The following is a 25,806-nucleotide window of genomic DNA, read 5'->3' on the forward strand; positions in this document are numbered from 1 at the left end:
TGGAAGCTCTTTTGCAGAGCCTCCAGGTTCAGTTCACCCGGATAGTCATTCGCACTTGCTCATAGTACGCCTGTGATTCCGGCTCCATCACCGTATGAAAGAGCATCCCCTCCTGCAAAGGCGTTAAATTAGCCACTTTTTCGATTTCAAGGCTTTTACTCATCGTATTTCCCCCTCGGGCGAATAATATAAGCTTTCATAAAATTGCTTCATGTCTTCGAACTCTTCTAGGTCCAGATCATTTGCTCCTACGTCTGTTGGTGTCAGTTCCTGACCGGACTGATCCAGACAATGACGGATGGCATTCAACAGGTGAGTTTCGAAGCGAGAGAGAAGGTGTTTGATCGTATGTTCTTCATATGCATTCTGGTCATAAATTAGACGGATGTTTAATTTACCGTCTTCCACGCGGCTATTCATATAGAGAGCATAAGGTGAATCGCTATTCGCATCCTTGGTACCTGGTGCAATCTCAGCTTCCAGCGGCGATGTTGAAAAATAAATTGATTCTGGGTCCAGTGAGTCTATATAACGGAAACCGATTTCTGGATGACGAGAATGTTTAGAATCCGTTGGATTGCTGGCTTCGGTCAGGTATCTCAATACACCGTAGCCCAATCCCTGATTTGGAACCTGTCGAACCGTTTCCTTCACACGCTTGAGCAACAGCGATAGTTCATCCGCAGATTTGATGTCCAGTACAACCGGATACACGGACGTAAACTGCCCTATCGTTCTGGAGATATCCAGCGAATTTGTTTCACCCGGTTCTCGGCCAGGGTTCTCCAAGTAGAGTGCAATCCGTTCTTGTCCTGACCATTCGGATACGGTCTGACCCAACACGGACAGCAGCACTTCATCCGGCACGGTATTGTAGACATGATTGACCTGTGTCATCAGGTCCTGGGTTTCGTCTGCTGATAATTGCAGATGGAGCTGATTCGTTTGCCGTTCCGTTCCAGAGTCCGTAATGACTTCATGGTCTTTGGGAAGCAGTCCCCATTCGGACAACTCTATCTTTTTCCAATAGTCCTGCTCCTTGAGCAACTCTTTGCTATTCGCATAATTCTCAAGATGTTCGGCCCATGTTTGGTAAGCGTTAGTTTTGTCCGGTAAGACAATCATTTCCCCGTTCAGAGCTTGTCCGTAGCCTGTTGCCAGATCTTCGAGCAAAATACTCCATGAAATGGAGTCAACCACCAGCGGGTCTATAGCAAGGAAAAGATGATCCCCGTTATTCAGACGGAAAAGCCCTGCTCGAACTCGTGGTCCTTCAAACAGCCGCAGGCTGCTTTGAATACGTTGGCATTCAGCTTCCAATTGGCTGCGTGCTTCGCTTGCTGTTCCCGTAAGCGACAGCACCTCCAAAGTGATTAGCTCCTCATTCAGTCCTTTGTGAGCTTGCGTAACCGACCCGTCAGCCTGTTGTAATAAGCCAAGGCGTAGAGCATCGTGGTGCTCCACGATTTTCTTCAATACGGCTCGCAATGGCTGCTCATCAAAGCCCGACTTTGCTAACAACAGTACCGATGTTGTGGCAGGAAGTGCCTCGGATGGATGCCGTTCGATCCAATCGATTAGATGACGTTGTATCGGGGTCAGTGGTGCCTCTCCATCTACCGGGCCTTGCTCAATCGGACGGGACAGTGTTTCCGCATAGCCGCTCAGGATTTCAATGGACGGATGCTCCAGTACGTGTCGGATATCCAGTGAATACCCGTGAAGACGCATGCGCGCTATGACCTGAACAGCTTTGATGGAGTCGCCTCCGAGCAGGAAAAAGTTATCCTGAATGCCCACCAGATCGCGCCCCAAAACTTCTTGCCATACGGCGGCCAAAGCTTCTTCCACATCATTTCGTGGCGCTACATAGGCAATATCCGGTCGGAATAGCTCGTCAGGCTCCGGCAACGCTTTTCGGTCGGTTTTTCCATTCGGAGTCAACGGTATACGATCCAGAAACACAAAGTGAGACGGTACCGAGTAATAAGGAAGCAACTTGGCGGCATGCTCATGAATTACGGTTAAGCTTGGTGTTTCTTCTGTATGCAGTACAATGTAGGCACACAAAACGGATTCATGATCTTTGCTTTGATTTACAGTGACGACAGCCTCACGAATTGCAGAATGGCTAATCAAAGCATTTTCAACCTCACCCAACTCAATCCGGAATCCACGTACTTTCACCTGATGGTCGATTCGGCCGATAAACTCCAGATTTCCATCCGCTTTCCAGCGGGCGAGATCGCCCGTTCTGTACATTCGTGTTCCTGTTGAAAATGGATTATCTACAAATTTATCCGTCGTCAGTTCCGCGCGATTCCAATATCCGCGGGCCAATCCTTCCCCTGCAATGCATAGCTCGCCTGGTACACCAATAGGTTGTAATCTGCCCTGTTCATCAATGACATAAATTTGCGTATTCGCGATGGGACGTCCAATGTCAATCTGTTTGGCATTCGTAAGTTCCTGCACTGCCGACCACACCGTCGTTTCCGTAGGTCCGTACATGTTATAAATGCGGGGACCGTTCAATTTCTGCAATGCCTCCAGCAGCCTGGGCGGAAGCGCTTCTCCTCCCACCATAACTTCCTGTACACCTTGCAGCGCACGGAAACCTTCCTCATGACCCATCAGCATTTGCAGCCGGGATGGCGTCATTTGCAGCATGTCAATGTGATGTGCAGTAATCAGCTCGCCAAGTGTTTGAGGATCAACCTGATGATGGCGGTCGCCAAGCACAACGGTCATTCCGCCTAGCAGCGGCAGGATCGTTTCCAATACGAAAATATCGAACGAAATGGTGGTTAGCGATAAAATCGTTTTGTCCGCTGCAAAGTCGATCACTTCACGCATTCCTGTAATAAAATTCAGCACCGAGCGATGCTGGAGCATAACTCCTTTCGGATTTCCGGTTGAGCCAGAAGTATAGATGACATAAGCCAGATGCTCCGGCTGAGCAGTGGCTTCCAGATTGGTCTTTTCTCCTTGATATACTTCCTCATCTTCGATAAACAGGGTGTTGGCGCTGTAATGGTGTTCTCCTACCAGATCGCGACTGGTCAGGAGTACGGCGGCCTCACTGTCACTCAGCATATATTCAATACGGGCTGACGGATATTCAGGGTCGATCGGCACATAAGCGCCCCCCGCTTTTAGCACGGCCAGCAGACCGATGATCATCTCCGCCGAACGCTGTACCATCAGGCCAACCAGCTTGTCGGGTCCTACACCGTGCGCTTGAAGTACCCGTGCCAGTGAGTTAGCGCGTTCGTTCATCTCCCGGTAGGTCAGACGCTGATTTCCGAACACCAATGCTATATGATCCGGCGTCTGTACGACCTGCTTTTCAAACTGCCCGTGGAGTGTCTCATTGTACGGGAAAGGTACGATGGTATCGTTAAATCCGGTCAGCAGCAATTGCTTCTCTTCATCAGATACGATCGTAATATCAGCCAACTGCACCCCGACATCCTGCGTCACTGTTTCCAAAATTCGCACAAAATGCTCTGCCAGCCGTCGGATGGTCTCCAGTTTAAACAGCTTCGTGCCATACTCCAAAGTGAAGGACAAACGTTCTTTTTCCTCGGTCACATGCAATGAAAAATCCACCTTGGATATGCCCGCGTTGAATTCTTCCGGTTTAAAACGAATGCCTCCTGTTTCCAAAACATCTGTGCCGACATTTTGCAAACTGAACATCGTATCGAACACCGGGTTTCGACTTACGTCGCGTACCAGTTCCAGCTTGTCTACAAGCTCATCAAACGGGTATTCCTGATGCTCCAGTGCCAGCAGCGAGCTTTGCTTAACCTCCTGCAAAAAGGATTGGAACGTTAAAGAAGATTGCGGCTGATTGCGAAGAACCAGCGTATTGACGAACATGCCAATCATCGCTTGCGTATCCACATGCCGTCTTCCGGCAACAGGTGTACCCACGATAATATCCTCTTGGCCGGAATATTTGCCTAGCAGGACATTATAAGCTGCCAAAAGTACCATAAAGATCGTAGATTCGGTATCTTGGGCCAATGTGTAGAGTGTGCTAGTAAGGTTGGATTCCAATGTGACGGTCAAGCTGTCACCTTCAAAGCTTTGTGCTTGCGGACGTGAAAAGTCCGTAGGCATATTCAGTACAGGAAGCTCGCCATTCAAGGTCTGGAGCCAATATGATTCATGCGCTTGCAATGCGTCGTCAGTGATCTGCTGCTTCTGCCAAGCAACAAAGTCTTTGTAATGAAGCTGAATGTTCGCAAGCTGTCTGCCCTGATACCGTTGAATGATTTCATCCAGCAGCACGGCCATGGAGAAACCGTCGGACACGATGTGATGCATATCCACTAGCAGTATGAAGCCACCTTCGATAAATTCGTACAGTTCGGCGCGGAATAAAGGAGCTGTTCCCAGATGAAAAGGCTGAACAAACAAGGCCCGAGCCTGTTTTGCTTCTTCCTTGGAAATACGGGTATAGGGGATTTCGAATGGAATCGTGTCCCGAACTTTTTGAACCACTTCCCCGTCTTCCAGATCGAAATATGTCCGAAAGGATTCATGTCGCAAAATAACTTCCTTAACGGCTTCAATAAAGCGGGGGACCTCCAGATTTCCCTCTATGAAAAGCTGACCGGGTACATGATAGGCCGTTCCGCCTCCCAGCTGATCCAGCACGTACATTCTCTTTTGGGAAGAAGACACCGGATAGAAGGCTTGCGATTTTACAGATACAATCGGTTCATAGGTCTGCTTTGTTCCCCCGCAATATATGTAGCCAGCTCAGCAATCGTTTGCAGCTCAAAAATGTGGCTGAGTGGAATGTGTACACCCAATTCCTTATTGACTCTCGACAGAATGACCGTCGCTTTTAGCGAATCACCGCCCAGTTGAAAAAAGTTGTCGTCATAGCTGATATCCGTTACATTCAGAACGTTCATCCAAATGTTCACGAGCTGATCTTCTACGCCGTGGTTCTCAGAAGCGGCGTCTGTTTTAGCGAATACGCTTGCTTGTCCCGGCGCTGGTAGAGCCTGAAGATCAGGCTGACCATCTGGCAAAAGAGGAATATGCCCCATAGGAATCCAAAACGGGGCTGTGTATAATCTGGAAGAATCTCGATTATAGCCTTTTTCAGTGCGGCTTCTTCCCAAGGCTTCGATGCATTCGCCACCACATAGGCCGTTATATATGAGACTTCCCCAGCTTCGCCCGTTTGCGATGTAATGACGCAGGATTCCAATTGGAAAATGTGCAGCAGGTGTTTCTCCAGCTGTTCCAGATTAACCTGATGTCCACGAATGTGGATGGTCCGATTCAAATTTCCAATATGCCGCAGCTTGCCATCGTTTTCCACGTAAGCCCATTCCCGAGTCGTTCCCAACAGGCCTGCTACAGAGGCTTGATACACCTCCCCTGCTGTCCCGACAGGTGCCAGATGCTTGTAAGCATCAAGGACGCAAAGATAGTTTCCGTTGGCATCGGTATTTGCTGCCCATGCAGTTCGAAGTTGTTCGTTCTCCGACGCACGGAGTAAAGACATCGCGGAAACGCGAGCCCCTCCTTCCTCTACAATGGAATGCAGCAGATTCAGGAAATATCCTGACCAGGCTTCGATGATGTTTTGCTGAAAAGATCCGAATTGTAGTCAAAATCAAGACGTAATTGCTTCTGCGCCTCTGTCACGTTCAAAAACAACTCGTATTTGCTGAATGATACCTCATTCTCAACGAGTTCTGCTTCCATTCCATGGAATTGAAAACGCGGAATCGGTCGATCCATATTGAACACAGCGTTAATGACAGGCAAATTCCTCAGCCCCAGCTGAGCGAGTCCGGCAAAGCTGTACTTTTGGAAGCTGTCCAGTTCATTCATGCGCTTTTTGACCGTTTGGGCATGCTCCGTAAAAGTAGCATCAGGACGCACTTCGCTGATCACCGGAAGTAAGTTGACACAGTTGCCGATCAGGGAGAAGGCGTCCATATGGGATTGTCCTGCGGTGGGAACCCCCACCGTTACTTCCTGCTGCCCTGTCAGGCGATGCAGAAAAATCTGAAAGGCTGATAGCAGCGTTATAAAAAGACTGCTGCCAAGCTTTATGCTGGTGGATCTCAATTGTTTAACGAGCGGCGCTTCAAGCATTACAGTATGTCTGCTTCCGCAGGAAGACGGAATCTGTATTCCCCTCACCGGAGATGGTAGATTGAGGACAGGCGGCTGCTTTTCCAGCACTGCTGACCAAAAAGCAAAGGCCTCTTCTTTCCCGGCTTTCAATTGATCCTGCTGCCAAACAACGTAATTCCGAAAAGGTACTGGATCGGGAAGGTTGTAGTCAGCATGTCGGACAAGCGCAGAATAGATGTGTTCCAGTTCCTGAATGAATACACCAATCGACCAGCCATCCGCGATAAAATGATGGAACGTAAAGACACTCAGATGCTCCTCATCTGATATTTTCAGCAGATGAATCCGGAATAACGGCTCTCCTGGCGTCATGGCAAACGGGGTTTCGCTGTCCTGGATCATCCATGCCCGGATATGCTGTTCCTGTTCATCCGGGTGGTGACTGGTAAAATCATGAAGCAAAACTTCCACTTTCATCACAGGAGCGATCACCTGAGTTTCCCCATCGCCGCTCATAAAGGTGTGTAAGGCTTCATGACGGTTCACGATGGTCTGGACAGCCTGGTTGAACGCCTTCTGCTGAAGTGGACCACGAAACCGCAACAAGGCGGTTTCGTGTAAAGATTGAGAGTCACTTCGTTCTGAAACAGAGGCGAACCAAAGCTGCTTTTGATCAGGAGTCAGCGCAATTACGGTTTCTGGAACACCCACTGCTTCAGCTTCTGGAGGTACGGTTACAGGTACAGGTTGCTTGCCCGGCCCTGGGCCGTTTCCATTCGGGGGCGGGTCCGGTAAAAATCCCCCTTTACGCAGCTCGTTCACGCTATCCTTGACCGCTTGCACAATTCGCGCAATATCTTCCTCGGTATGGGCCGTGGACAAGAAGCAGTTTCGTCCTTCCCAGATATAGATGCCTTTGTCCAGCATGTGATAAAAGAACAATTCCAGATCGCCTTTGAGCACGAAGCGGAACAGGGAGCCAAAGTTAACCACTTTCATAGGTACATGTTCGTCAGTGAAATAGCTGTTCAGCTCGGCTGCTAACGCCGAGGTGCGACTGTTCAAGCGATTTTGAAGCTGCTCGCCGTTGTTCTCCAAATGATCCAGCACCGCTAAGGAAGCAGCCATTGCCAGCGGATGATGGCAGAAGGTTCCTGCGACAAAGGTCCGCTGCTGCTCATGTTGTGGATAGGAATCGTCCCCGAAGCTCCACGTGCCTCCATCGATCCCGTTCATAAAGGCGGCTTTTCCGGCTACGATACCGATGGGCAGCCCACCGCCAATGATTTTACCGTAGGTCACAAGGTCGGCTTGTACCCCAAACCACGCTTGGGCCCCTCCCGGCTGAATCCGGAAGCCTGTTATGACTTCATCAAAAATGAAGGCAGTACCTGACTGCTCCGTCATCTGGCGAATTTCCTGCAAAAAGGCTTGAGGCTGGAAATCCGGTCGGCGGCTTTGCACTGGCTCCACGACAACCGCAGCCAGCTCATGCGCATGGGTGCGGATATAATCCAGGGAATCGTCCGCTCCATAATGAAGCACGACGATATCGTCCACCATATGCTGCAGGATACCTGGAGCTAGAGGTGTCGAATGCTCCTTGTTGTCACCCGCGCTCCCCAGTGCCAGCACTCCGTCGAATGTACCGTGATATGAGCCGGCAAAAATGACGACTTTAGCCCGTCCCGTAGCAGCACGCGCCAAACGGAGCGCGACCATGACGGCCTCAGTACCGGAATTGTACAGCGCAATCCGTTCCACGCCGGTCATCTTGCAAATTTTCTCTGCGACTTGCCCGGCCATGTTGGACATCGGGCCGACACACATGCCGTTTTTCAGTTCTTCCTCAATTTTTTCACGGATAAAGGCCGGATTGTGTCCAAACAGATTCACGCCAAAGCCCATCGTCAAATCGACATATTCATTGCCGTCCAGATCCCAAATTTTTGATCCGTCTGCACGTTGAGAAACGATTTGGTACACCATTTCCTTCAAAACAGGCCGGAAACCAGCCACATTACGGTTATTGGCGTATACGGAGCGATACTGCTGGGTGTAATGTTTGGTGCTACGCGTACGGGCCGTGTAGCGTTCAATCAGCTCTTGCAGATGTTGTTCCTGACGGAGCGAAAGCAATTCGCGTGCTTTAACATCCAGCTTTTTATAAGGCGTATACGGTTTGGCTTCATTGCCTGTCTGCTTGGGAACAGCCTTTACAGATGGAGCCGGTGCTAATGCAGCCGCGACTTCCTGCTTGGATTCGGTATGAATGATCTGCGCGCTTTCTCTACTTGCCGAGGGCAAAACGCCCGTTTCCGGGCTAAACGGCTCGGAAGCTATTACGGATGCAGATGGTTGATGCCGGAGAACATCGAGCTGCTGTGACATCAGATGTAGCTGTTGCTCCAAAATTCGCTCTACACCCGCAGAAGCTGTAGCGATTGGAAAGCTTTGAGCCCGTGTTTGCCCAGCCGTATCTATAGCATAAACGGCTGATTCATGAGACGGTTGGGTTAGCGGGGAAGCTACATAATCAACCTGATTCAGAGTGGTTTCCGAACGATTTTCCACAGACTGAACCGGGGTTTCAGCAGAATTGGAGATGCTCACCCGCTCGGCTACGTAGCTGGCTAATAGCTCCAGCGTGGTCAACGATTCGAAAAATTCGTTCATTGGAACGTCCAGTCCGAAGGTATCCTTGATACTGTGGCGAACCTGGGACAAATTAATGGAATCCAGCCCAAGCTCCAGAAAATGTGTTTGTGGCTCTAGTTCCTCCAGACTGAGCTGGGACACATTACCGATCATTTTCGCTAACCTTTGAAGAATAGATGATTTGTGCTGATCGGTAACCGATGCCGACGCTAAATACTCGTTCCCCATAATTCCAGACTCCTTTACTGTTGAGTTTTCATGAACGGGTACCTTCTGTTCCGTTTGAACCTGTTCGGGCACGTTAATCCAGCATCTTTTACGCTCGAATGGATACGTAGGCAGAGAAACCTTTTTGTAATGCTTGCCTGCATATAGGGCATTCCAATCGATCTGCGCTCCCTGCACGTACCTGGCAGCCAGTTGCTCCAGTGATTGCAAGGTGTCCAAGCTTCCAGTAATCGTCTCTGCACCACCTGTGCTATCCGCTTTTCCAGTGTATACGCCTTCGACGGCTCTGCCTTGTTCGTGCAATTGAAGTACCTTCGCTTTCAGCGCATCCGCTCCAGCGGCAGTTATCGCAATCCGGTGATTCAGGTGACTTCTTCCTGTGTTAGCCGTATAGCATACATCCTGCATCACGAGTTCTTCCGCGCGACCGAATCGTTCTGCGTACCGCCCGACCAGCTCACGCAAAGCGGATTCACTCCGCGCTGACAGAGTCAGCAGCACCGGTGATGATCCATTCTTGCTGACCGTGGAGGTTTGATCCGATTCCGTCTTCGCTATATATTCCTCCAGCACCACATGGCAGTTTGTCCCGCTGAATCCAAAGGAACTCAACCCGCTTCTTCTCGGAAATCCGTCCGTTCTCCATTCCCTCAGCTTCGTATTGGCATATACCGGAGATTCCTCGAAATGGATCTTCTGGTTTGGCGTGCGAAAATGAACGAGCGGTGCAATCTGCCGATGCTTCATGGACAGTACGGATTTGATCAAGCCCGCAATCCCGGCGGCTTCGTAAAGATGGCCGATATTCGTTTTGACCGTGCTGATCGCCACAAACTGTTTGCGCTGTGTATGCTTGCGGAAAGCTTTGGTAATGCCGTCAATCTCGATTGGATCGCCCAGCTTGGTTCCGGTGCCATGCGCTTCGATATAGCTCACCGTTTCGGGATCAATCTGTGCATCACGCCACGCCTGCGAAATCACTTCCGCTTGAGCGAGCGCATTCGGCGCGGAAATACCAATCGTAGTGCCATCCTGATTGATGGCACTTCCCTTGATCACGGCCAAAATGTTGTCACCGTCTTGCTCCGCTTTACGCAGCGGCTTCAGGAAAACCGCTCCAACTCCTTCGCCCCAGCCCGTTCCATCCGACTGATCGTCGAAGGCGCGTGCCCGATCATCAGAGGATTCCATGCCAATGCCTGCTTTCAGAGGCAGTAAAATCGTCTTTACTCCACCTGCCAGTGCCATATCGCAGTCTCCGTTGAGGATGGACTTGCAGGCCAGATGCACCGCCACGAGTGAGGAAGAGCATGCTGTATCAATCGTTAGCGCCGGGCCTTTTAGATCGAGCAAATATGCAATCCGGCTGGAAATAATGGACGATAAATTACCAATGGCAAAGTTCGGCAGCGCACCCGGTTCCACCTCGGACAGCAGGCGCTCGTATTCGAAGCTGGTTTTGGAAAAGCCGACATACACGCCGACCTTTTGGCCTGCCAGTTGCTTACCTCCATACCCCGCATCCTCAATCGTGCTCCAGGCGGTTTGTAGAAATAGCCGTTGATTGGGGTCCATTAGCGAGGCTTCCCGTGGAGTCAGCTTAAAGAAGGAGTAATCGAACTTATCTACTTCGTCCAGATAACCACCTTCTGCGATTTGCATATTTCGACCTTCGGTATTCAGACGGGAAATGAAAGCTTCGGCGTCTTTTCTTCTTTCATCGCTGTACGGGCCGATATTGTCTGCCCCTGATGACACATTTGCCCAAAACTGCTCCAGCGTTTCCGCTTGAGGAAACTTGCCGGACATGCCAATGATGGCGATATCCCGATCATTTGCTTCCTCCTTGGCCTCGGGCTGTGCTGTTGCAGCCGCGTCGCTGCTTAGGCCCTGACTGGAGATATACGCTGCCAGCTTGGCGATGGTCGGATAGGAAAAGAAGTCCGTCACTTCAATATGAACCCCTAATTGATCCTCCAACTGGTCCACAATCTGAACGAGTTGCAAGGAAGTTACTCCGATATCAAAGTAGCTGTCGTCCGTACCAATCGACTTTACATTTAAAATATCCTGGCAGATTCCAATCAGCTTCTGTTCTATTTCTCCCTGAGGCAAGACTGCACGCTCAGCAGCTTGCAGGGTTTGAGTGGCCTCGGCCAGAGTTGTCAGTATTTCATCGAATTCGCCCTGCTCATAACTTTGGGCTAATTTGAAGCGCTGAACCTTCCCGCTGGTTGTTTTAGGGATACGCCGGATCGGAACTACATCCTGAATATTCCAGCCGCCCCGGTAATTCAGATGACTTTTCAGTTTTTGGACAAGCGGCACAAAATACTCTATCTTTTTCGTGTGCATCACAAAAACAACAATACGATCCTGCCTGGATTGCGCATCATGGACACCACACACGGCTACTTTTCCGAGATCCACGCCATCCAGCTCCTCGGCAATTCTCTCGATGTCATGCGGATAAACGTTCTGTCCGTTCACGAAAATGATATCCTTGGCTCTACCCGTAATAACGAGGCGGCCATTCCGCATAAACCCTAAATCTCCGGTGATGAGCCAGCCATCCTCTGTTTTGACCTTGGCGGTAGCCTCGGGATTGTTGTAGTATCCAGCTGTCACATTTTTGCCGCGGATCTGTGTGTGTCCAATCACACCATCTTCCAACACCCGATTTTGTTCATCGCAAATGCGGACAGAGGTACTGGCCATCGGATATCCCAAATCCACAAAAGTAAGACACCGCTTGTCGGACTTGTCTACTTCTTCTATGGGTTCACCTACGTGTAACTGCTGCCGATTCAAATAAAGCGGAATAAAGGAATCTTTGTCCAGAGGGGGAGTGGAAACACCCACGCTCGCCTCTGCCAATCCATAGACGGGAAACATCGCATTTTTATTCAAGCCGTGAACACTCATCGCATCCATAAACACATGGCAAAGCTCTACAGATATCGGCTCAGCTCCATTTAAAATCATACGTACGCTTGACAAATCCCAGTTATCTGCTGTTTCAGGTTTGTACTGATCAAGAAAAAATTTATATCCGAAATTGGGAGAGCATATTTGAGTCACCTTATGCTCCGATACTTTTTTTAGCCATAAAGACGGGCGTCGGATAAAAAGTGCCGTCGGCATAATTAGCTGCTTGGCATTAGCGGCCACACAGGTTAAATGAAAGGCGATCAATCCCAGGTCATGCGTAAGCGGCATCCAACCCAAATAAGCATCCTTGGAGCTCATGCCTGTTTGATTTGCGATATCCCGAATATTGTAAACCAGATTTTCATGTGTCAACATGACTCCTTTAGGATCACCTGTAGAGCCTGAGGAAAATTGGATAAAAGCCAAATCCTCCGGTTTGGATGCATGAACTACACCTTTATTCAGACCGGAATAGTCGAATGTATGGCTTGAAAAAGTTGCTTTTTTAACAGGCTCAAAGGAATCCAGCAGTTCGTGCTGATGCGCGTACTTTTCCAGTTGCTCCAAAACCTTGTCATCCGCAATCATATAAGGGCGGGATAGGGTATTCCAGATTCTAAACAGTTTCATTTTATGCTCATCATTATTCCCGATGCTTACAGGAACAGGAACGATTCCACCGAGCAGGCAGCCCCAAAATACATTCACAAAGGTATGATTGTCGTCGATCTGCATGATCAGCTCATCGCCAGGTTGTATCCCTTTTTCCTGTAATGCATGAAGCACCTGTGATGCTTGCTCCAGAAGTTTACTGTAGGACACATATTCCTCTTGCTTATCACCGGAAATAAAGGTGATCCCGTTCTCATCCCGGCTTGCACGGTCTTGAATGATTTCAATTAAAGTTTGAAACTGTTCCATCCTGATCCCTCCTCAATTGCTCTAGCATTACTTTCTGCTCTCCTTCGGAAACCTGTTTGGTTTGTAACACCAGGCGAATACACCCCAGTATTTCCTGTCTTAGCTCAGAAGCAGGAGGTGGACTGCTGCCTGATTCTGAGTTTCGCAGTAATTCTTCCAGTTTCCGGACAGGTAAAATAACACCTTTTCGATACTCATCTTCATTCCAATTGGCATTGGGGGTAGACACCGCCAGTGACAGGGAACGGGCAACCCAATCACGGATCGAGAAACGGCGTTCCAGTTCAACGCGATCCAAGTCTCTGTCCAGAGACAGCACTTCAATAGTGGTGTTTATTTCTTTCGCCAAATTTTTCAGCACTGTCCGTGGGCCTAACTCAATGCCTTGCTCCACGCCATGGTTTTCCATATATTGCATGGTTTGTATCCATCGAACCGGGTGAGTCATTTGCAAAATCAATCCTTGACGGATGCTGTCCACATCGGAGTATGGCTGAGCGGTCACATTGGAAATCACGGGCCACTGCGCTTCATGGAAAGTATATTTTTGCAGCTCTGCGGTCAGCTTGTCCGCAGCGTGTTGCATAAGCGGACTATGAAAAGGACCACTGACCTGCAACCGGGTAATTTGAGCCCCTCGCTGCTCTAATTCGCCAGCTACCACAACTACCGACGTATGATGACCTGAGACGACGTACTGATTAGGTGAATTGTAACAGGCAATGACGACAGGCTGATCGACTGTGGAGTACAGACGACAGATTTCTTCCACAGCGTTCATCTCAGCTCCGCGAACGGCAATCATGCTGCCCGGCCCTGCCTCAGCGGTTTCTTCCATGAAGCGTCCCCGCTCTTGAACCAGTCGTAAAGCGTCGCCAAAGGATAGAACACCGCTACTTACCAGAGCTGAATATTCACCCAGGCTATGACCTGCTGAAAATTCCGGAATAATCCCGATTTCGTGCATATAACGCCGGAATGCAATGACGCTGGTCGTAAGAAGTGCGGGCTGAGTATAGAATGTCCTGGATAATTGGGTGATCGGACCTGCCATGCATAAAGCTTTCAGATCATATCCCAAAATATCAGCAGCCTCTTCAAACAAGCGATCCCCTTCTGTAAAATCGCTACGCCATGCCGCTCCCATTCCTACATACTGAGATCCTTGTCCTGGAAAAACCAAAGCCATGCGATTCATACGAAACCCCTTTCCTCCCCACAAAGATGTGGCAAAACAAAAATGTTTTTACGATTCAGGTGTTAATGTACATATGTATGGAGATATGGAGATAGATGTAGCAAACCATAACAAAGCAAAGTTGTACTGTTGCCAAAAAACAATAAGCACAATTTAAAATTTAATTAGGTAATTGAATTGCCATTCGTGGTGTAATTGAAAATGAGTTAGGTGTGTGTAAAAACTTGGAAGTGTGAAAAACTTGGAGTGGACTAAAGACTTAGGTTGGGACCTAAGAATCCAGTATCATAGATGAGTGTGTCGAAAAAAATACCGAAGGTAACGCAATTTTATTCCAAAAGAAAGTATTAATTGTGAAATATTTTAACTATATAATAAATATGGACTTGAAAAATGTCAATATTTTTTCAAATTCCTTTAATAAGAAAAAAATTAAATAAATAGAAATTGATAGGGTCTTATAAACACAAAAGTAAATTAAAGTATGACGTTGTAATGTATAAGTATATTATACACACAAACAATGCCCTCTTTGGTCTGAAAATAAGGCATTGTTTGTAATTTTTTAATGAATTTTGATGAATTTTTGTAAAAATTTCTGTGTAGTGAGTAAAAGCAACGGGTTTTGTACTATATCTGGTGCTTGACAAACCAGTTTGTAATGCGTTGAAGTCGTTCCACACGAAGCTGCGGATGCCCTTTTCGTGAAAGCTCATGGCTTGAGTCTGGAAAACGGACAAATTGCGTGGATTTCCCCAATCGCCGCAGTGCAGTAAATAGCTGTTCTCCCTGCTCAATGGGACAACGAAGATCCTGCTCCCCGTGCAAAATAAGCAGTGGTGTATTTATTTGCTTAACATATGCCAGCGGGGATTGTCTCCACAAGACCTCGAAATCGTCCCAAGGATTGCCGGAAACCTCGTCTTCTGTAAATGAGTAGCCAATGTCGCTCACGCCATACATGGATAGCCAGTTGGATATGGAGCGCTGGGTCACGGCTGCACGGAAACGGTCTGTGTGACCGACAATCCAGTTAGTCATAAAGCCCCCGTAGCTCCCCCCTGTAACTCCTAGTCGTTCTGGATGAATGAATGGAAACTGGCGAATGGCCTCATCTACCGCACTCAGCAAGTCCGTGTAATCTCGTCCACCGTAGTCGCCAAGAACGACATTGGTAAAAGACTGGCCGTACCCTCGGCTTCCTCCCGGATTGGTGTAAATGACCGCATATCCCTGCGCCGCTAGCAACTGAAACTCATGAAAAAAAGAGTGGGAATACATCGCATGGGGGCCGCCATGGATTTCCAAAATAGCGGGATAGGTTACTCCCTCCGCAAAACCGACAGGTTTCATCACCCACCCTTGGACCCGCCGACCATTCTCGACCTCGGTCCAAAAGCCCTCAGGCACACTTAGCTCGATCTCTTCAAGCAGCGAGTCATTCACCTGCGTCAGCCGTTCCTCTGTCCCAGAAGAGATCGCAATTCGAAATAAATCGCCCGGCAATGCCACGTGAGTTGAAGCTGCAATAATATGCTGCTCATCCGGGGTGAGCGTGAACTGATAAATTTCTCTGTCACCCTGCGTCAAAACTGCAAAGCTTCCATCAAATGCAAACTGATATACATGTACATTTCCTTCACGGGTTACAAGTGTATACAGGGATTGACCGTCCGTACTAAAACGTGGTGGCCCTATATGAAGGTGTGAGCGCATATCGCTCATACCCGCGTTACCGAGGTGTGCGTCCAGCGTTTCACTAATGCATACTGCTGATCCACCACTCGAAGGGATGATGTATAAACGGGTCTGGGTCGCGTCTTTAGCATGTCGATCATGTCCGTAAAAGGCAATCGTTGAACCATCGGGAGAGTATGCAGCACTCTCGATTTGCAGCTCCGACCGAGTTAGCTTACGTGGTATTGCCATACCTCCTTTTGAAATAGCAGGATCTATCGTAAACAAATCATTCTGCCTTCGTAAATCCGTGTCCTCTTCTGATTGTTCCGCTATTCTGGCCACGAATAAAATAAGCTTTCCATCCGGCGACCAGACAGGTTCCGCCACATCATACGCGCCGAACGTCAGTTGGACGGTGTCCCCTGAATTTACATCAGTCACATATAAGTGATTTCGCGTATCATCCCACAGCCCGTAGCCATCAGACTTGGCTTTTGTTCGGTTAACGACCTGTCCTTTTGGCTGCACTTTAGAGTTTGCGCTAGCGGATAAAGGAGGCTGGGTCGATTCCACACCCTGTTTGGATGTACCGATCTGGCCGTGTTCGACGGTTCGAAGTGTATGTACCTCTTGTTTTCCAGCGCCGGATGTTGGGGGTGACAGACTCTCTGCGGTTTTTGCGACAAAGGATATGTAGGCACCGTCTGGTGACCAAGCCAATGAATGAACGCCTTTCTCTGCCCATGTAAGCTGCCGAGCCTCTCCTCCGCGAGCTGGAATGATCCATACCTGACGTTTACCTTCCAGTGTGCGGAGAAAAGCAAGCTTTGATCCGTCAGGTGACCAGACAGGTGATTCATCTTTCGGCCCATATGTGAAGGGCAACCGCTCGGATTGTTCTGATGGCAAAACCCAAATGTCAGAATTATAGTCTGTCCGGTCTTCATTAATATACTGCTCTACGTAAGCGACTGCACCGTTACCGGGATGGACAGCAGGATCGCTGACCCACCGAAGATGGTATAAATCCTCTGCTGTTATATGGCGTTTAGTTATACTGGATTGCGGGTCACTCAAAACAATTCCTCCTCAAATCACAGATCTCTATAAGATTAGAAATGTATTAATCCGATGAAATTTGTAAGATTTAAATGATATAAAAATCACGTTACTCTTTTTACTTGTCTCTGTCAATTTGCTTCTTCATATATTTCCAATACAAAAACCCTATCTCGCTGGTCGCCACGGACCTGAAAGCCTCCTAAATGGAGGCTTTTTAGAGATAAGGTGATTAACAGTCAACATCTATAGTTGAAAAATAGGTGATATGGGTGACGCATCATTTTTTACAGCGGTAATTGACCTGCTTCCAACATCAAGATTCGGCCCATGCTGCCAAATCGCGCTCGGAATTTCTCGTCGCAGTACTGGTATGATATCCTCGGTAAACCGATGCAACTGTTCGAGCTGCTCTTGCTCACCTAGCCCGTCCACGCTGATGCTGAGTACCTGATTACCGAATGCGGTATGATAGTTCCGTATTTTCTCAAGAACGCTCTCCGCAGAGCCGATCAGAACAGGACCGTTACGAATATTATCCTCCAGACTCGTGAAGGGCGACTGATTGTGCTGAGCTGCCGCTGTCGAGTGGTAGGCATCATAATAAGGACGATACCGTCGAATCGCTTCCTCATCCGTATCTGCCAGATACAGACTCCCTGCTCCGGCACCAATTACGGCCTGTGCCGGATCATGTCCGTAATAAGCCAGCCGTTCGCGGTAATGATCAATAAGCGCTTTATACTTGGCCTGAGGATGGAAAGAATTCGAGGAAAATATCGGCTCCCCGTATTGAGCGGCCAGCTCGGTCGATAGTGTACTGGAAGCACTACCGTGCCATATAGGAATATGCTGCTGATACGGCCGAGGCTGTGTCGTAACTTGATGCAACGGAGGGCGGTAGCTTCCTTCCCACGTAACCTCTTCCTCGCTCCACAGCCGTTTGAGCAAACGATAGCGCTCGGCAAGCGAGTCCCACTGTTCTTCCTCCGTAATTCCAAACAACGGATAATGGCGCGGGTCATTGCCTTTACCAATAATAATCTCTAATCTTCCACCTGATAAATGATCCAACGTCGCATAGTCTTCTGCCACGCGCACCGGGTCCAGCACGCTAAGCACCGTTACCATAGTCAGGAGACGAATCCGTTCGGTTCTCGACGCAATAGCGGTCAGCACCAGCGGGGGTGAGGATGACAGAAAAGGTGCACCGTGCCGCTCCCCCACACCGTATGCATCAAAACCAAGCTCCTCTGCGAGAACAGCCTGCTTGATTACATTTTGGAATTTTTGCTGCGAGCTCCAGGTTTCCCCGGTAATCGCATTAGGCAGATTAGCCATCAGGCTGAATAACACAAACTTCATTTCATGAAACCCCCTTTCGGAGAACGAATCAGCTTCGTCCCATCCCGGGTATCGGGTCTAATTGCGGTTAGCAGTCTCTGCTCCGTTTTTTTCACGAATATACGTTTCAAATAATTGGGGATTCACAACTTTACGCAGTAAATGCATCGTTCCGTCTCCTGTACCATGGTCAAACGCATGGATACGCTCATACCCCCAACGCTCATACATAGACAGCAGATAGGGATGCTTTTCGGCTGTTGCCAGCGTAACGGCAGGAGCTCCCACCTGATCACGGATAATATTCTGCTCTACCCAGTTTAGCAGCTTGCGTCCGTAGCCCTTGCCCTGAGCAGCCGGGTCGACGGCAAACCACATGACAAATGGTAGATCGGTTATAAAATTAAGAGCTCTATTCTTGAGATGGCTCACTGTAGCCTGAATTACGCCATCGACTTCCAGCACGTAGCAGTCATTATTTTTAATGTTCTCCTGAATGAGAGGAATGTCTGCCTGAGCGGCAGGCCATTTAAGCTCCAACTGCCGAATCGTTTCGTACGCCTCATAAGTTACATACTGCAATCTCTCTGCATCTTCCTGTTGTGCCAGGCGATAGATTTCGCTCATGTTAACCCGCCTCTCCTGTATAATTAATTTATTAATCCCATCTGCTTAATCAGGTATAAAAGATAAAATAACTGTAGCATGCTCTCCATCCAGCGACAAATTAATTTTTTCTATAAGTATATTTAAAATAACGATAACCTAACGAAAGTGAGCACGAATTGCAAAATCTTCCTCCGTTAAATCCATATATACACACATAGCGGTTCGGCTGCCGTCGGCCGCGGCAAAAATCAATTAGGAAGGGATGAAGTATGAAGAATCCACGGCGGCATATACACCAGGTATTGAGGTTCTTCCCGATTCATCCGTCCTGATCCCGCCCGATGCTCATGCTGTCCATTTTGGCCGATGAAGGCCGGACGAATCAAGCACCTCAAATCCGAATTCAGTTTTGTCAATCGAAACAACCCCGGTTTGCAGATGATCGACAGACGGATTACGCAGTACTTCCTCATAAGCAACGCGACGGAACTCGGCCGGCGTTACGCCGTCTTTCGTAATAAAGCCGTGCGACGCATGCGTAACGGTATTTCTGGGCTGGTTGTTGTCGATTAAAGCCACGCTTCGTCTTGCCCGGCCAAGCACAAGGGCTGCATTCAATCCGGCGGGTTCTCCGCCAATAATAGCACAATCGTAAATCATGATGCTCATCTCCTTGCCAAATGCTAAACGCCTATCGGCTTAACCGACGAAGCAGTAACGAGCATGAGCATGGTGTGCAGGGCATAATTCGTCGCTTTTGTAAATTTCATGACTACGCCCAAATTAAAGACTTATTGTGTCTGTAATATCCTTGAATCGGCTAATGTGTCAAGCCTATACCTGATTATAAAAAAAGCAGAGAAGCCCGCAAACCGGGCTTCTCTGCTTTTTCGTCCATACATGTTGCTTTATTCCGCAGGGGCTACAAAGGTGCGATTGGCAAACTCACTGTCCAGCATATAAAAGGCATTGCTGTCCCTTTCAATCCGTTTGAGCTTCTGGATTACACTGTCGAACAGAGCTTCCTCTTCGACTTGCTCATCAATAAACCATTTCAGGAAATGGATCGTCGCATGCTCACGTCCGTCCAGAGCCAAGTCAGCCAAATGATAAAATTTCTGCGTATTTTGCTGCTCATGCTTGTAGCCGTGCTCGAACACATCCAGCATAGAATCGTAGCTGTTTTTAGGCTCCGGTAATGCTGCCAATGTGGCGCGTCCTCTGCGATCATTAATATATTTGTACAGCTTCATGGCATGAAACCGTTCCTCTTCAGCTTGTACCAGGAAAAAGTTTGCGAACCCATCCAGACTTTCGCTGGAGCAATAAGCAGCCATTGCCAGATATACGTGAGCGGAGTAAAATTCAAAATTCATTTGCTCATTCAGAGCCTGTGCCAAATTGTCTTTCATGTCTCAGGTCACCTCGGTCATATATGTAATGATGTAGCGATCTTAGTGTACCACAAGAGTGTCGGCGGGAATATACAATATCGGAGAAATATCATTGGAAAACGGGCGCAATACAATGTGAGGTTCCCCCCCTCCTTGCATTGCGCTCGTCTCACCCAATGTTTATTTTACATTCAAGGCTCCAGACCCCATACGCGTTGGTCGTTCACATACAGAGGCGTTTTGTCCCAATCTGTATAAGACGTTTTGGTCGCATCATAGGAAAAATCATCACTTTCGTTATAATTGCTCCAGTCCGTTTTGTTCAAGCGAACCTGAATATCCCCCGTGTTGGCTCCTGCTGCCAGACTTCCCGCACCAGCTCCAAAGGAGATTTCCAGATAGTAATCTGCACCTGTCACGGCCTTATCCAGCTTCACAATACGTCCCTGAACGTTGCTGCTACCGAGCTGTGCATAGTCACAATGAAATTCCTGCGGCTTGTCGCCATCCACTGTATAATAATACCGCAGCTTGACAGTCTTCAGATCAACAGCCTCTTTCCCCTTGTTTACAACGCGGAAAAGCGGACGAATCTGATTATCTCCCGGGTTCGTGTCGCCCACGCGGTATTGGGCAATTACATCTCCCGTAGCCGGAACGGATGCTGCTGTCGGCTTGGCGCTGACCTCGGCAGAATCCGGGCTGGTTCCCAGGGAGTTGGTTGCATTTGTTACATAATAATAGGTGGTTTCATTCACCACTCCTGTATCCTTGTAAGTGCTGTCTGTTACCGTGGCTACCGTGGAATAAGGTCCTCCACTGGTTGTGGAGCGCTTGACGGTATAACTGTTTGCTCCAGTCGCTTTGCTCCAGGTCAGTGTAACCTGAGCATCCCCCGCGCTTGCCTTCACATTGGCCGGAGCTTTGGGAGCTGTCGGCTCGGTTGTTCCACTATTGTTGATGAGACGGTCATATTCTGCATAAGCTGTCGCCATATCGACTTGGGACCAAAAACGGTGATACGTAAATTCCGGAGCGCCTTTATCCCATTTTTTCGTTTGATTATTCCATGAAGTTGTATATTTGTCCTTGAGATAAGACCATTGCGGATCTTTGGTGATGTTAGGTCGGATATCGGTATAGCTGGAATACGTACCATTGCCCCCCTTGGACGGATCAGATGCGGTAGCGTCTGCGCCAGGAATGGTGTTGCCTTGCCCCGTTTTACCACTCCATCCGTTCGGGATATACACTTCTTTCGTAAAATAACGATAATAATCTTCACGTGCTTCCTTCGTGGTAATGCCTACGCCGTCGTTGTAGCCCCATGCAGCATCGAGCAAAGCTTTGGACAGATCCTTGGCTTCCTTGCCTAATGCGGTGTAATCTCCTTTTTCGGCCTTCGTTCCGGCAGCAAAGAAAGTAAGCGCTTTAACATAACTGCCCAGCACTCCCGCATCTTGCCCTGGATTCTTCGTTACCACATGCAGATTGGCATTCCCCTTATGATTGGCAAATCCGGACCAGGTTTCTGGCTTCCCGCTCCATTCCAGATTGCCTGGCACCCAGAACTCGCCTTTAGCTGCTGTAGTGGCAACCTTCGGATTTTTACCACCCAGAATGCGCTTGCCTTGAGCGTCCAAATAGTACCCCTGCGCGTCTGTCACAGGACGTTCGTTGGCAAATACATAGCTCTTGGACCATGCAATCCAGTTTTCCGTCACTTGTTTAGCCATCTTAAACTGCTCGGAAGAAGTATCACCCTTCTTGGCTAAAATGTAGTACAGCTCGGCAACCCGCTCGACAGGCCAAGCCTGCATTCCGAACCAATTGTTGGACGGTGGATCTTGGTATACAGGAGCACCTGTATAAGCCAATCCATAGAAGGTGCTTGTGCCAGACGGATACGCCTTGTAGGCACCATCCCAGCTATTCGTTGCTCCACCTGCAATGGCTCCCTCATCGGATTGCAGCCACGTATAAAATTCCAGTTGGCGCTTCAACGAGGTAGCCCAATCCTGTCCCGCCGTTGGTGAATTTGGTATTAATCCGCCATCCTGATCGGATAACGCGTAAGCCGCAACGACATTTTGGTAGCCCTGATGCGCGTGGCTGGCGCCAATCCGCCAAGCCCAGTTGCCGCTTTGACCCAGTCCGCCACCCCATGCCGTATACCATGCCATCAGATAATGGCTGGCATCCTTGCCGGAACCAGCTACCGGGGTTCCATTGGATGCGCTTCCGGTTTTCTGGAAGTATTTATCGTACATGCCGTACCGCAAGAAGTCCCCCATCTTTTTTGCTTTATCCAAATAAACGGAGTTGTCATACCCCAGCTCTTTAGCCCAATACATGGCTTGAACCGCCCGTGCGTCCGCATCGGTGGCATTCGTGTAGCGCCATTGCTGTGCAGGAGCATTATTTTCCTTGGTGAACAGGCTCATAAAGCCTTCATTTGCTTTACCAAATTTTTGATTATCCTGCGATGGATGCGGGACGGCTTCCCAAACCGATTCCTGCTCCCCGCGTTGGAAGGTGTTCACATAGGTCGCTGTATGAGACGGATTCAGCAGATTGCCAAAACCGTACCAATTATCCACGTCCAGCAGCCAATGCATCAGATAGGTCTGATTGTTGCCATAGGTTGCCTTCAACTCTGCATCCAGCGGGTCCTTGCCACCGCTATACTGACCACTCAGACGGCTTGGATATTGATCCGGCTGCGGATACTCTGCTGCATAGGTGGCTGGGCTGTTAGGATTGTAGTTACTCATGGTAGGCTGCTCTTCCTTGCCGTCACCCTCATTAACAGGAATGATGTATTTCTCCATGTTATCCCATGCCGATTCCAAATGTCCCCAATCCCCGGTATAATGGCCATACAGCACTTCCAGCCACATCCAGTAGCTATACGCTTCCGAGGTCGTTAAGTGTCCGTAGTCCGGAGCCTCGCTCATCAGGGTTTCAACCGAATGATAAGGAATACCCTCCTTGGAAAAATATCCGCTGGCCGGGTCCTTCAGTTGTTTATACAATTGAAGGAAGCGTGTGGATTCCGGTGTTGCGGCTGATGCACGGTCGGGTTCGGCTTGAAATATGCCCAAAGTTAGCGGAAGTACCAAAATGGCTGACATGACCATAGAGACAGATTTCCTGAACACGGATTTTCTGCTGATCACTTTTGCATCCATCCTCTCCAATATCAATTTTGGCTTTACACAAGCTTTTGTTCCGAAAAACGACAGCACAAAAAGACAGCACCATCACCTCACTTTCCCGTCAAAAAGGTGGAGGACACGCTGTCCATTAGCTCCAAATGCTTCACATTGGCCCTGGAAAAAATATACCATACCCACCGCCAAATGAGAGTCGAAAAAATCAATATGTTTAGGGTTTGTTAATGAAAATTGACGAAATCGCAGGAAATCGGTACGATTTTACAGGGAGGCGTTTTAATATGAAAATTTTACTGGTGCTTGGTTGTATAATGATGTTTTTAGCTGTAGTTCTGGGAGCTTTCGGAGCACATGCTTTGAAAAAAAGACTTTCCGCAGATATGATGAGCATATTCCAGACAGGTATCCAATATCATATTGCTCATGGCTTGGGCTTGATTCTGCTCGGAGTAGTTGCAGGAAATCTGGTCCATTCTTCTCTGATTGTTACCGCAGGCTGGGTAATGCTAGCAGGTATTCTTCTGTTCTCCGGCAGTTTGTATGCCCTTAGCTTGTCCGGTGTGAAGAAGCTCGGAGCGATTACCCCGATTGGCGGGGTGGCTTTTTAACAAGTTGGGTACTTGTGATTGTGGCGGTAGTGCAGGGTTAAACAAAGCTAAAGAAAAGAGACTTGGAAAAGTAGACGCTTCCAAATCTCCTGAGAAATTCCCAAATATGAAAGAATAATATTATTTCGTCTGTACTTCCTGCGCCTTTTGAGCCGATAAGCGATGGCTCTCGATGTAGCGTTTGGATTCAGCCATCTGGTGCTCCTGCGCGGCCTCCATAATGATGTGAACCCCCGGCTTGTACTGTTCCAGTAGCTCCATGTATAGACCATAGTTCATGTCACCAAAGCCCGGCGGTACGGTCTCGATCTCACCTGTCGATGACAAACGCCGGTCTTTGGCATGCGCCGCGATAATCCGGGGTCCCAGCAGTTGAAACGCTTCGCGGATGACTTCATCCTGTCGTGCCAGATTTTCCGTTTTCAGCAGATTGCCCGGATCTATCACTACGCCGATCTGGGATGACGGTACTTCCTCCAGCAAGGTAACCAGCTCTACCGCCGTTCCGACCAAATGATCGTTAGCGGCCTCCAATCCGACGAACACGCCCCATTTTCCCGCCTCGTCCGCTAATTCGCGCACAACTTCTTTTACAACCTTCCAGTCTCGTTCCGTATATGCGCTTCCATCCTCATTACGTCCGACTTCGGCAGCCACCATAGGTGCCCCTAACAGGCTTGCGTATCGGATCAGCTCTTTAAAGCGCTCTACATTTTCACGTAGAAGATCCTCATCCTTTTCAAAAAAATGCAAATAGCAGCCAAGCACCGATATAGAAACTCCATGCTGACGGAATGCCTCCGCGATAGACAGTGCCAATCCCGGACTGAACTTGCCCGGTTTGTTAAAGTCCACATCACTGATCGCTCTCCATGGAGCCAGTTGAACATGAGTAAAGCCCGCCGCTCCTACCTTTGCAGCCAACTCGCGATAAGGCAACTTGCCAAATAAATGCGCCAATACGCCTACAGTCACTTCCAATCACCTCTTCTTTTTTAATGTTGCATCCTGTTTGTCACAGCACTTCGTTCCAAGGTCTCATTAATGATTTGCGTAATCCTCTCCACCTCGTCATGAATAAAAAAGTGTCCTCCATCAAAGGTGAAAATACGAAAATTCTGATCCGTATGCTGCCCCCACGCCTCCGCATCCTGCAAGGTCATTGTGTTATCGGTCAGCCCTGTCAATGCTGTGACCGAACAATTCAAAGGTACGGCTGGGGTCATGTACTCATACGTCTCAACGGCTTTGAAGTCCGCTCTTAGCACCGGAATAAAATAGTCGTACAATTCGCGATTGTCAAAAATGGCCTCCGAAAGCTGACCATACCGCTGCAAATGCGTCCTGAACTGCTCTGCGGGAAGATCATGGGCCCACGGGAAATCTCTCGGGACATGCGGTGCCCGTCCACCAGATACGAACAGATGAGCAGGTTTCCCATAACCGCCAGCCACCAGCTTGTAATACAGCTCGAATGCGATCATCGTTCCCATACTGTGACCATAAATGGCATAAGGATCGCCGGGGGCTATTTCTTGACTGATCTTGAGCAATAAATCCTCGCTCATTTCCTCAATGCTGTCCTTTAACGGTTCACCGGAACGAATACCTCTGCCCGCCAGCTCCAGCGGAACAAGCTTAATGTGCGGAAGCAGCAGCTTTTTCCATTTGAAGCTGACCGATGCCGATCCGCCCGCATATGGAATGAAAAACAATGTGATGGGTGCCATCCTTGCAACCTCCTACCATGCTAAGTCCTTACTCTTTCATTTTAGCATAAAAAGGTATATTTACCCATTTCAAATATTTTGCAAATTCAAGAAACAAGGTCGGGGAAATCAAGCATCTTTTGCATCAGGCAGGAAACCGATTCTTTTAGGAAGAAC

The 25,806-nt window shown here is 48.7% G+C and carries 9 protein-coding genes and 4 pseudogenes; 1 reads left to right on the forward strand and 12 read right to left on the reverse strand.

Annotated elements, in window-relative coordinates:
- Window positions 1–28: 28 nt before the first annotated feature.
- From ASL14_RS29150 to ASL14_RS26665, 10 genes and pseudogenes are all read right to left on the reverse strand, one after another.
- The gene (locus ASL14_RS29150; protein WP_134914792.1) at window positions 29–163 is read right to left on the reverse strand and encodes a hypothetical protein; all 135 of its coding nucleotides are present in this window, start codon (window positions 161–163) and stop codon (window positions 29–31) included.
- Window positions 160–12,852: pseudogene (locus ASL14_RS29785) on the reverse strand (amino acid adenylation domain-containing protein). Before ASL14_RS29785 ends, ASL14_RS29150 begins: the two are co-directional and overlap by 4 nt.
- Window positions 12,827–14,050 carry an ACP S-malonyltransferase gene (gene fabD, locus ASL14_RS26630; protein WP_134914793.1) on the reverse strand — a complete coding sequence of 408 codons (1,224 nt, stop codon included), beginning with the start codon at window positions 14,048–14,050 and terminating at the stop codon, window positions 12,827–12,829. Before fabD ends, ASL14_RS29785 begins: the two are co-directional and overlap by 26 nt.
- Window positions 14,051–14,680: 630 nt before the next feature.
- The gene (locus ASL14_RS26635; RefSeq protein ID WP_134914794.1) at window positions 14,681–16,807 is read right to left on the reverse strand and encodes a S9 family peptidase; all 2,127 of its coding nucleotides are present in this window, start codon (window positions 16,805–16,807) and stop codon (window positions 14,681–14,683) included.
- 228 nt (window positions 16,808–17,035) lie between these two features.
- A complete protein-coding gene (locus ASL14_RS26640) occupies window positions 17,036–18,154 on the reverse strand; it encodes an LLM class flavin-dependent oxidoreductase (protein ID WP_134914795.1) in 1,119 nt (372 codons plus the stop codon).
- Window positions 18,155–18,211: 57 nt separating this feature from the next.
- Window positions 18,212–18,760 carry a GNAT family N-acetyltransferase gene (locus ASL14_RS26645; RefSeq protein WP_134914796.1) on the reverse strand — a complete coding sequence of 183 codons (549 nt, stop codon included), beginning with the start codon at window positions 18,758–18,760 and terminating at the stop codon, window positions 18,212–18,214.
- Between the two features lie 354 nt (window positions 18,761–19,114).
- A pseudogene (locus ASL14_RS29790) lies at window positions 19,115–19,402 on the reverse strand (FAD-dependent oxidoreductase); the annotation flags it as partial.
- A 26-nt stretch (window positions 19,403–19,428) separates the two neighbouring features.
- A pseudogene (locus ASL14_RS28720) lies at window positions 19,429–19,512 on the reverse strand (transcriptional regulator); the annotation flags it as partial.
- Between the two features lie 138 nt (window positions 19,513–19,650).
- Window positions 19,651–20,154: a ferritin gene (locus ASL14_RS26660; protein ID WP_134914797.1), complete on the reverse strand. Its 504-nt coding sequence runs from the start codon at window positions 20,152–20,154 to the stop codon at window positions 19,651–19,653.
- Between the two features lie 173 nt (window positions 20,155–20,327).
- A complete protein-coding gene (locus ASL14_RS26665) occupies window positions 20,328–23,276 on the reverse strand; it encodes a glycoside hydrolase family 48 protein (protein ID WP_189338296.1) in 2,949 nt (982 codons plus the stop codon).
- A 317-nt stretch (window positions 23,277–23,593) separates the two neighbouring features.
- Here ASL14_RS26665 and ASL14_RS26670 point away from each other — a divergent pair.
- Window positions 23,594–23,961 (forward strand): annotated as a pseudogene (locus tag ASL14_RS26670) (DUF423 domain-containing protein).
- A 79-nt stretch (window positions 23,962–24,040) separates the two neighbouring features.
- On the opposite strand, the gene ASL14_RS26675 reads toward ASL14_RS26670, so the two are convergent.
- Both ASL14_RS26675 and ASL14_RS26680 read right to left on the reverse strand, forming a co-directional pair.
- The gene (locus tag ASL14_RS26675; RefSeq protein WP_134914799.1) at window positions 24,041–24,895 is read right to left on the reverse strand and encodes a sugar phosphate isomerase/epimerase family protein; all 855 of its coding nucleotides are present in this window, start codon (window positions 24,893–24,895) and stop codon (window positions 24,041–24,043) included.
- Window positions 24,896–24,915: 20 nt separating this feature from the next.
- On the reverse strand, window positions 24,916–25,650 hold the full coding sequence (locus ASL14_RS26680) for a thioesterase II family protein (RefSeq protein ID WP_134914800.1): 735 nt from the start codon (window positions 25,648–25,650) through the stop codon (window positions 24,916–24,918).
- Between the last annotated feature and the right edge of the window lie 156 nt (window positions 25,651–25,806).

The sequence above is a fragment of the Paenibacillus sp. IHB B 3084 genome, from assembly GCF_001447315.1.
Taxonomy (GTDB): Bacteria; Bacillota; Bacilli; order Paenibacillales; family Paenibacillaceae; genus Paenibacillus.

What these genes read in the sequence shown, in the direction of transcription:
- ASL14_RS29150 (WP_134914792.1), bottom strand. Translation starts at nt 163, where the DNA reads ATGAGTAAAAGCCTTGAAATCGAAAAAGTGGCTAATTTAACGCCTTTG.
- fabD (WP_134914793.1), bottom strand. Translation starts at nt 14,050, where the DNA reads ATGAATCGCATGGCTTTGGTTTTTCCAGGACAAGGATCTCAGTATGTA.
- ASL14_RS26640 (WP_134914795.1), bottom strand. Translation starts at nt 18,154, where the DNA reads ATGAAGTTTGTGTTATTCAGCCTGATGGCTAATCTGCCTAATGCGATT.
- ASL14_RS26645 (WP_134914796.1), bottom strand. Translation starts at nt 18,760, where the DNA reads ATGAGCGAAATCTATCGCCTGGCACAACAGGAAGATGCAGAGAGATTG.
- ASL14_RS26660 (WP_134914797.1), bottom strand. Translation starts at nt 20,154, where the DNA reads ATGAAAGACAATTTGGCACAGGCTCTGAATGAGCAAATGAATTTTGAA.
- ASL14_RS26665 (WP_189338296.1), bottom strand. Translation starts at nt 23,276, where the DNA reads ATGGTCATGTCAGCCATTTTGGTACTTCCGCTAACTTTGGGCATATTT.
- ASL14_RS26680 (WP_134914800.1), bottom strand. Translation starts at nt 25,650, where the DNA reads ATGGCACCCATCACATTGTTTTTCATTCCATATGCGGGCGGATCGGCA.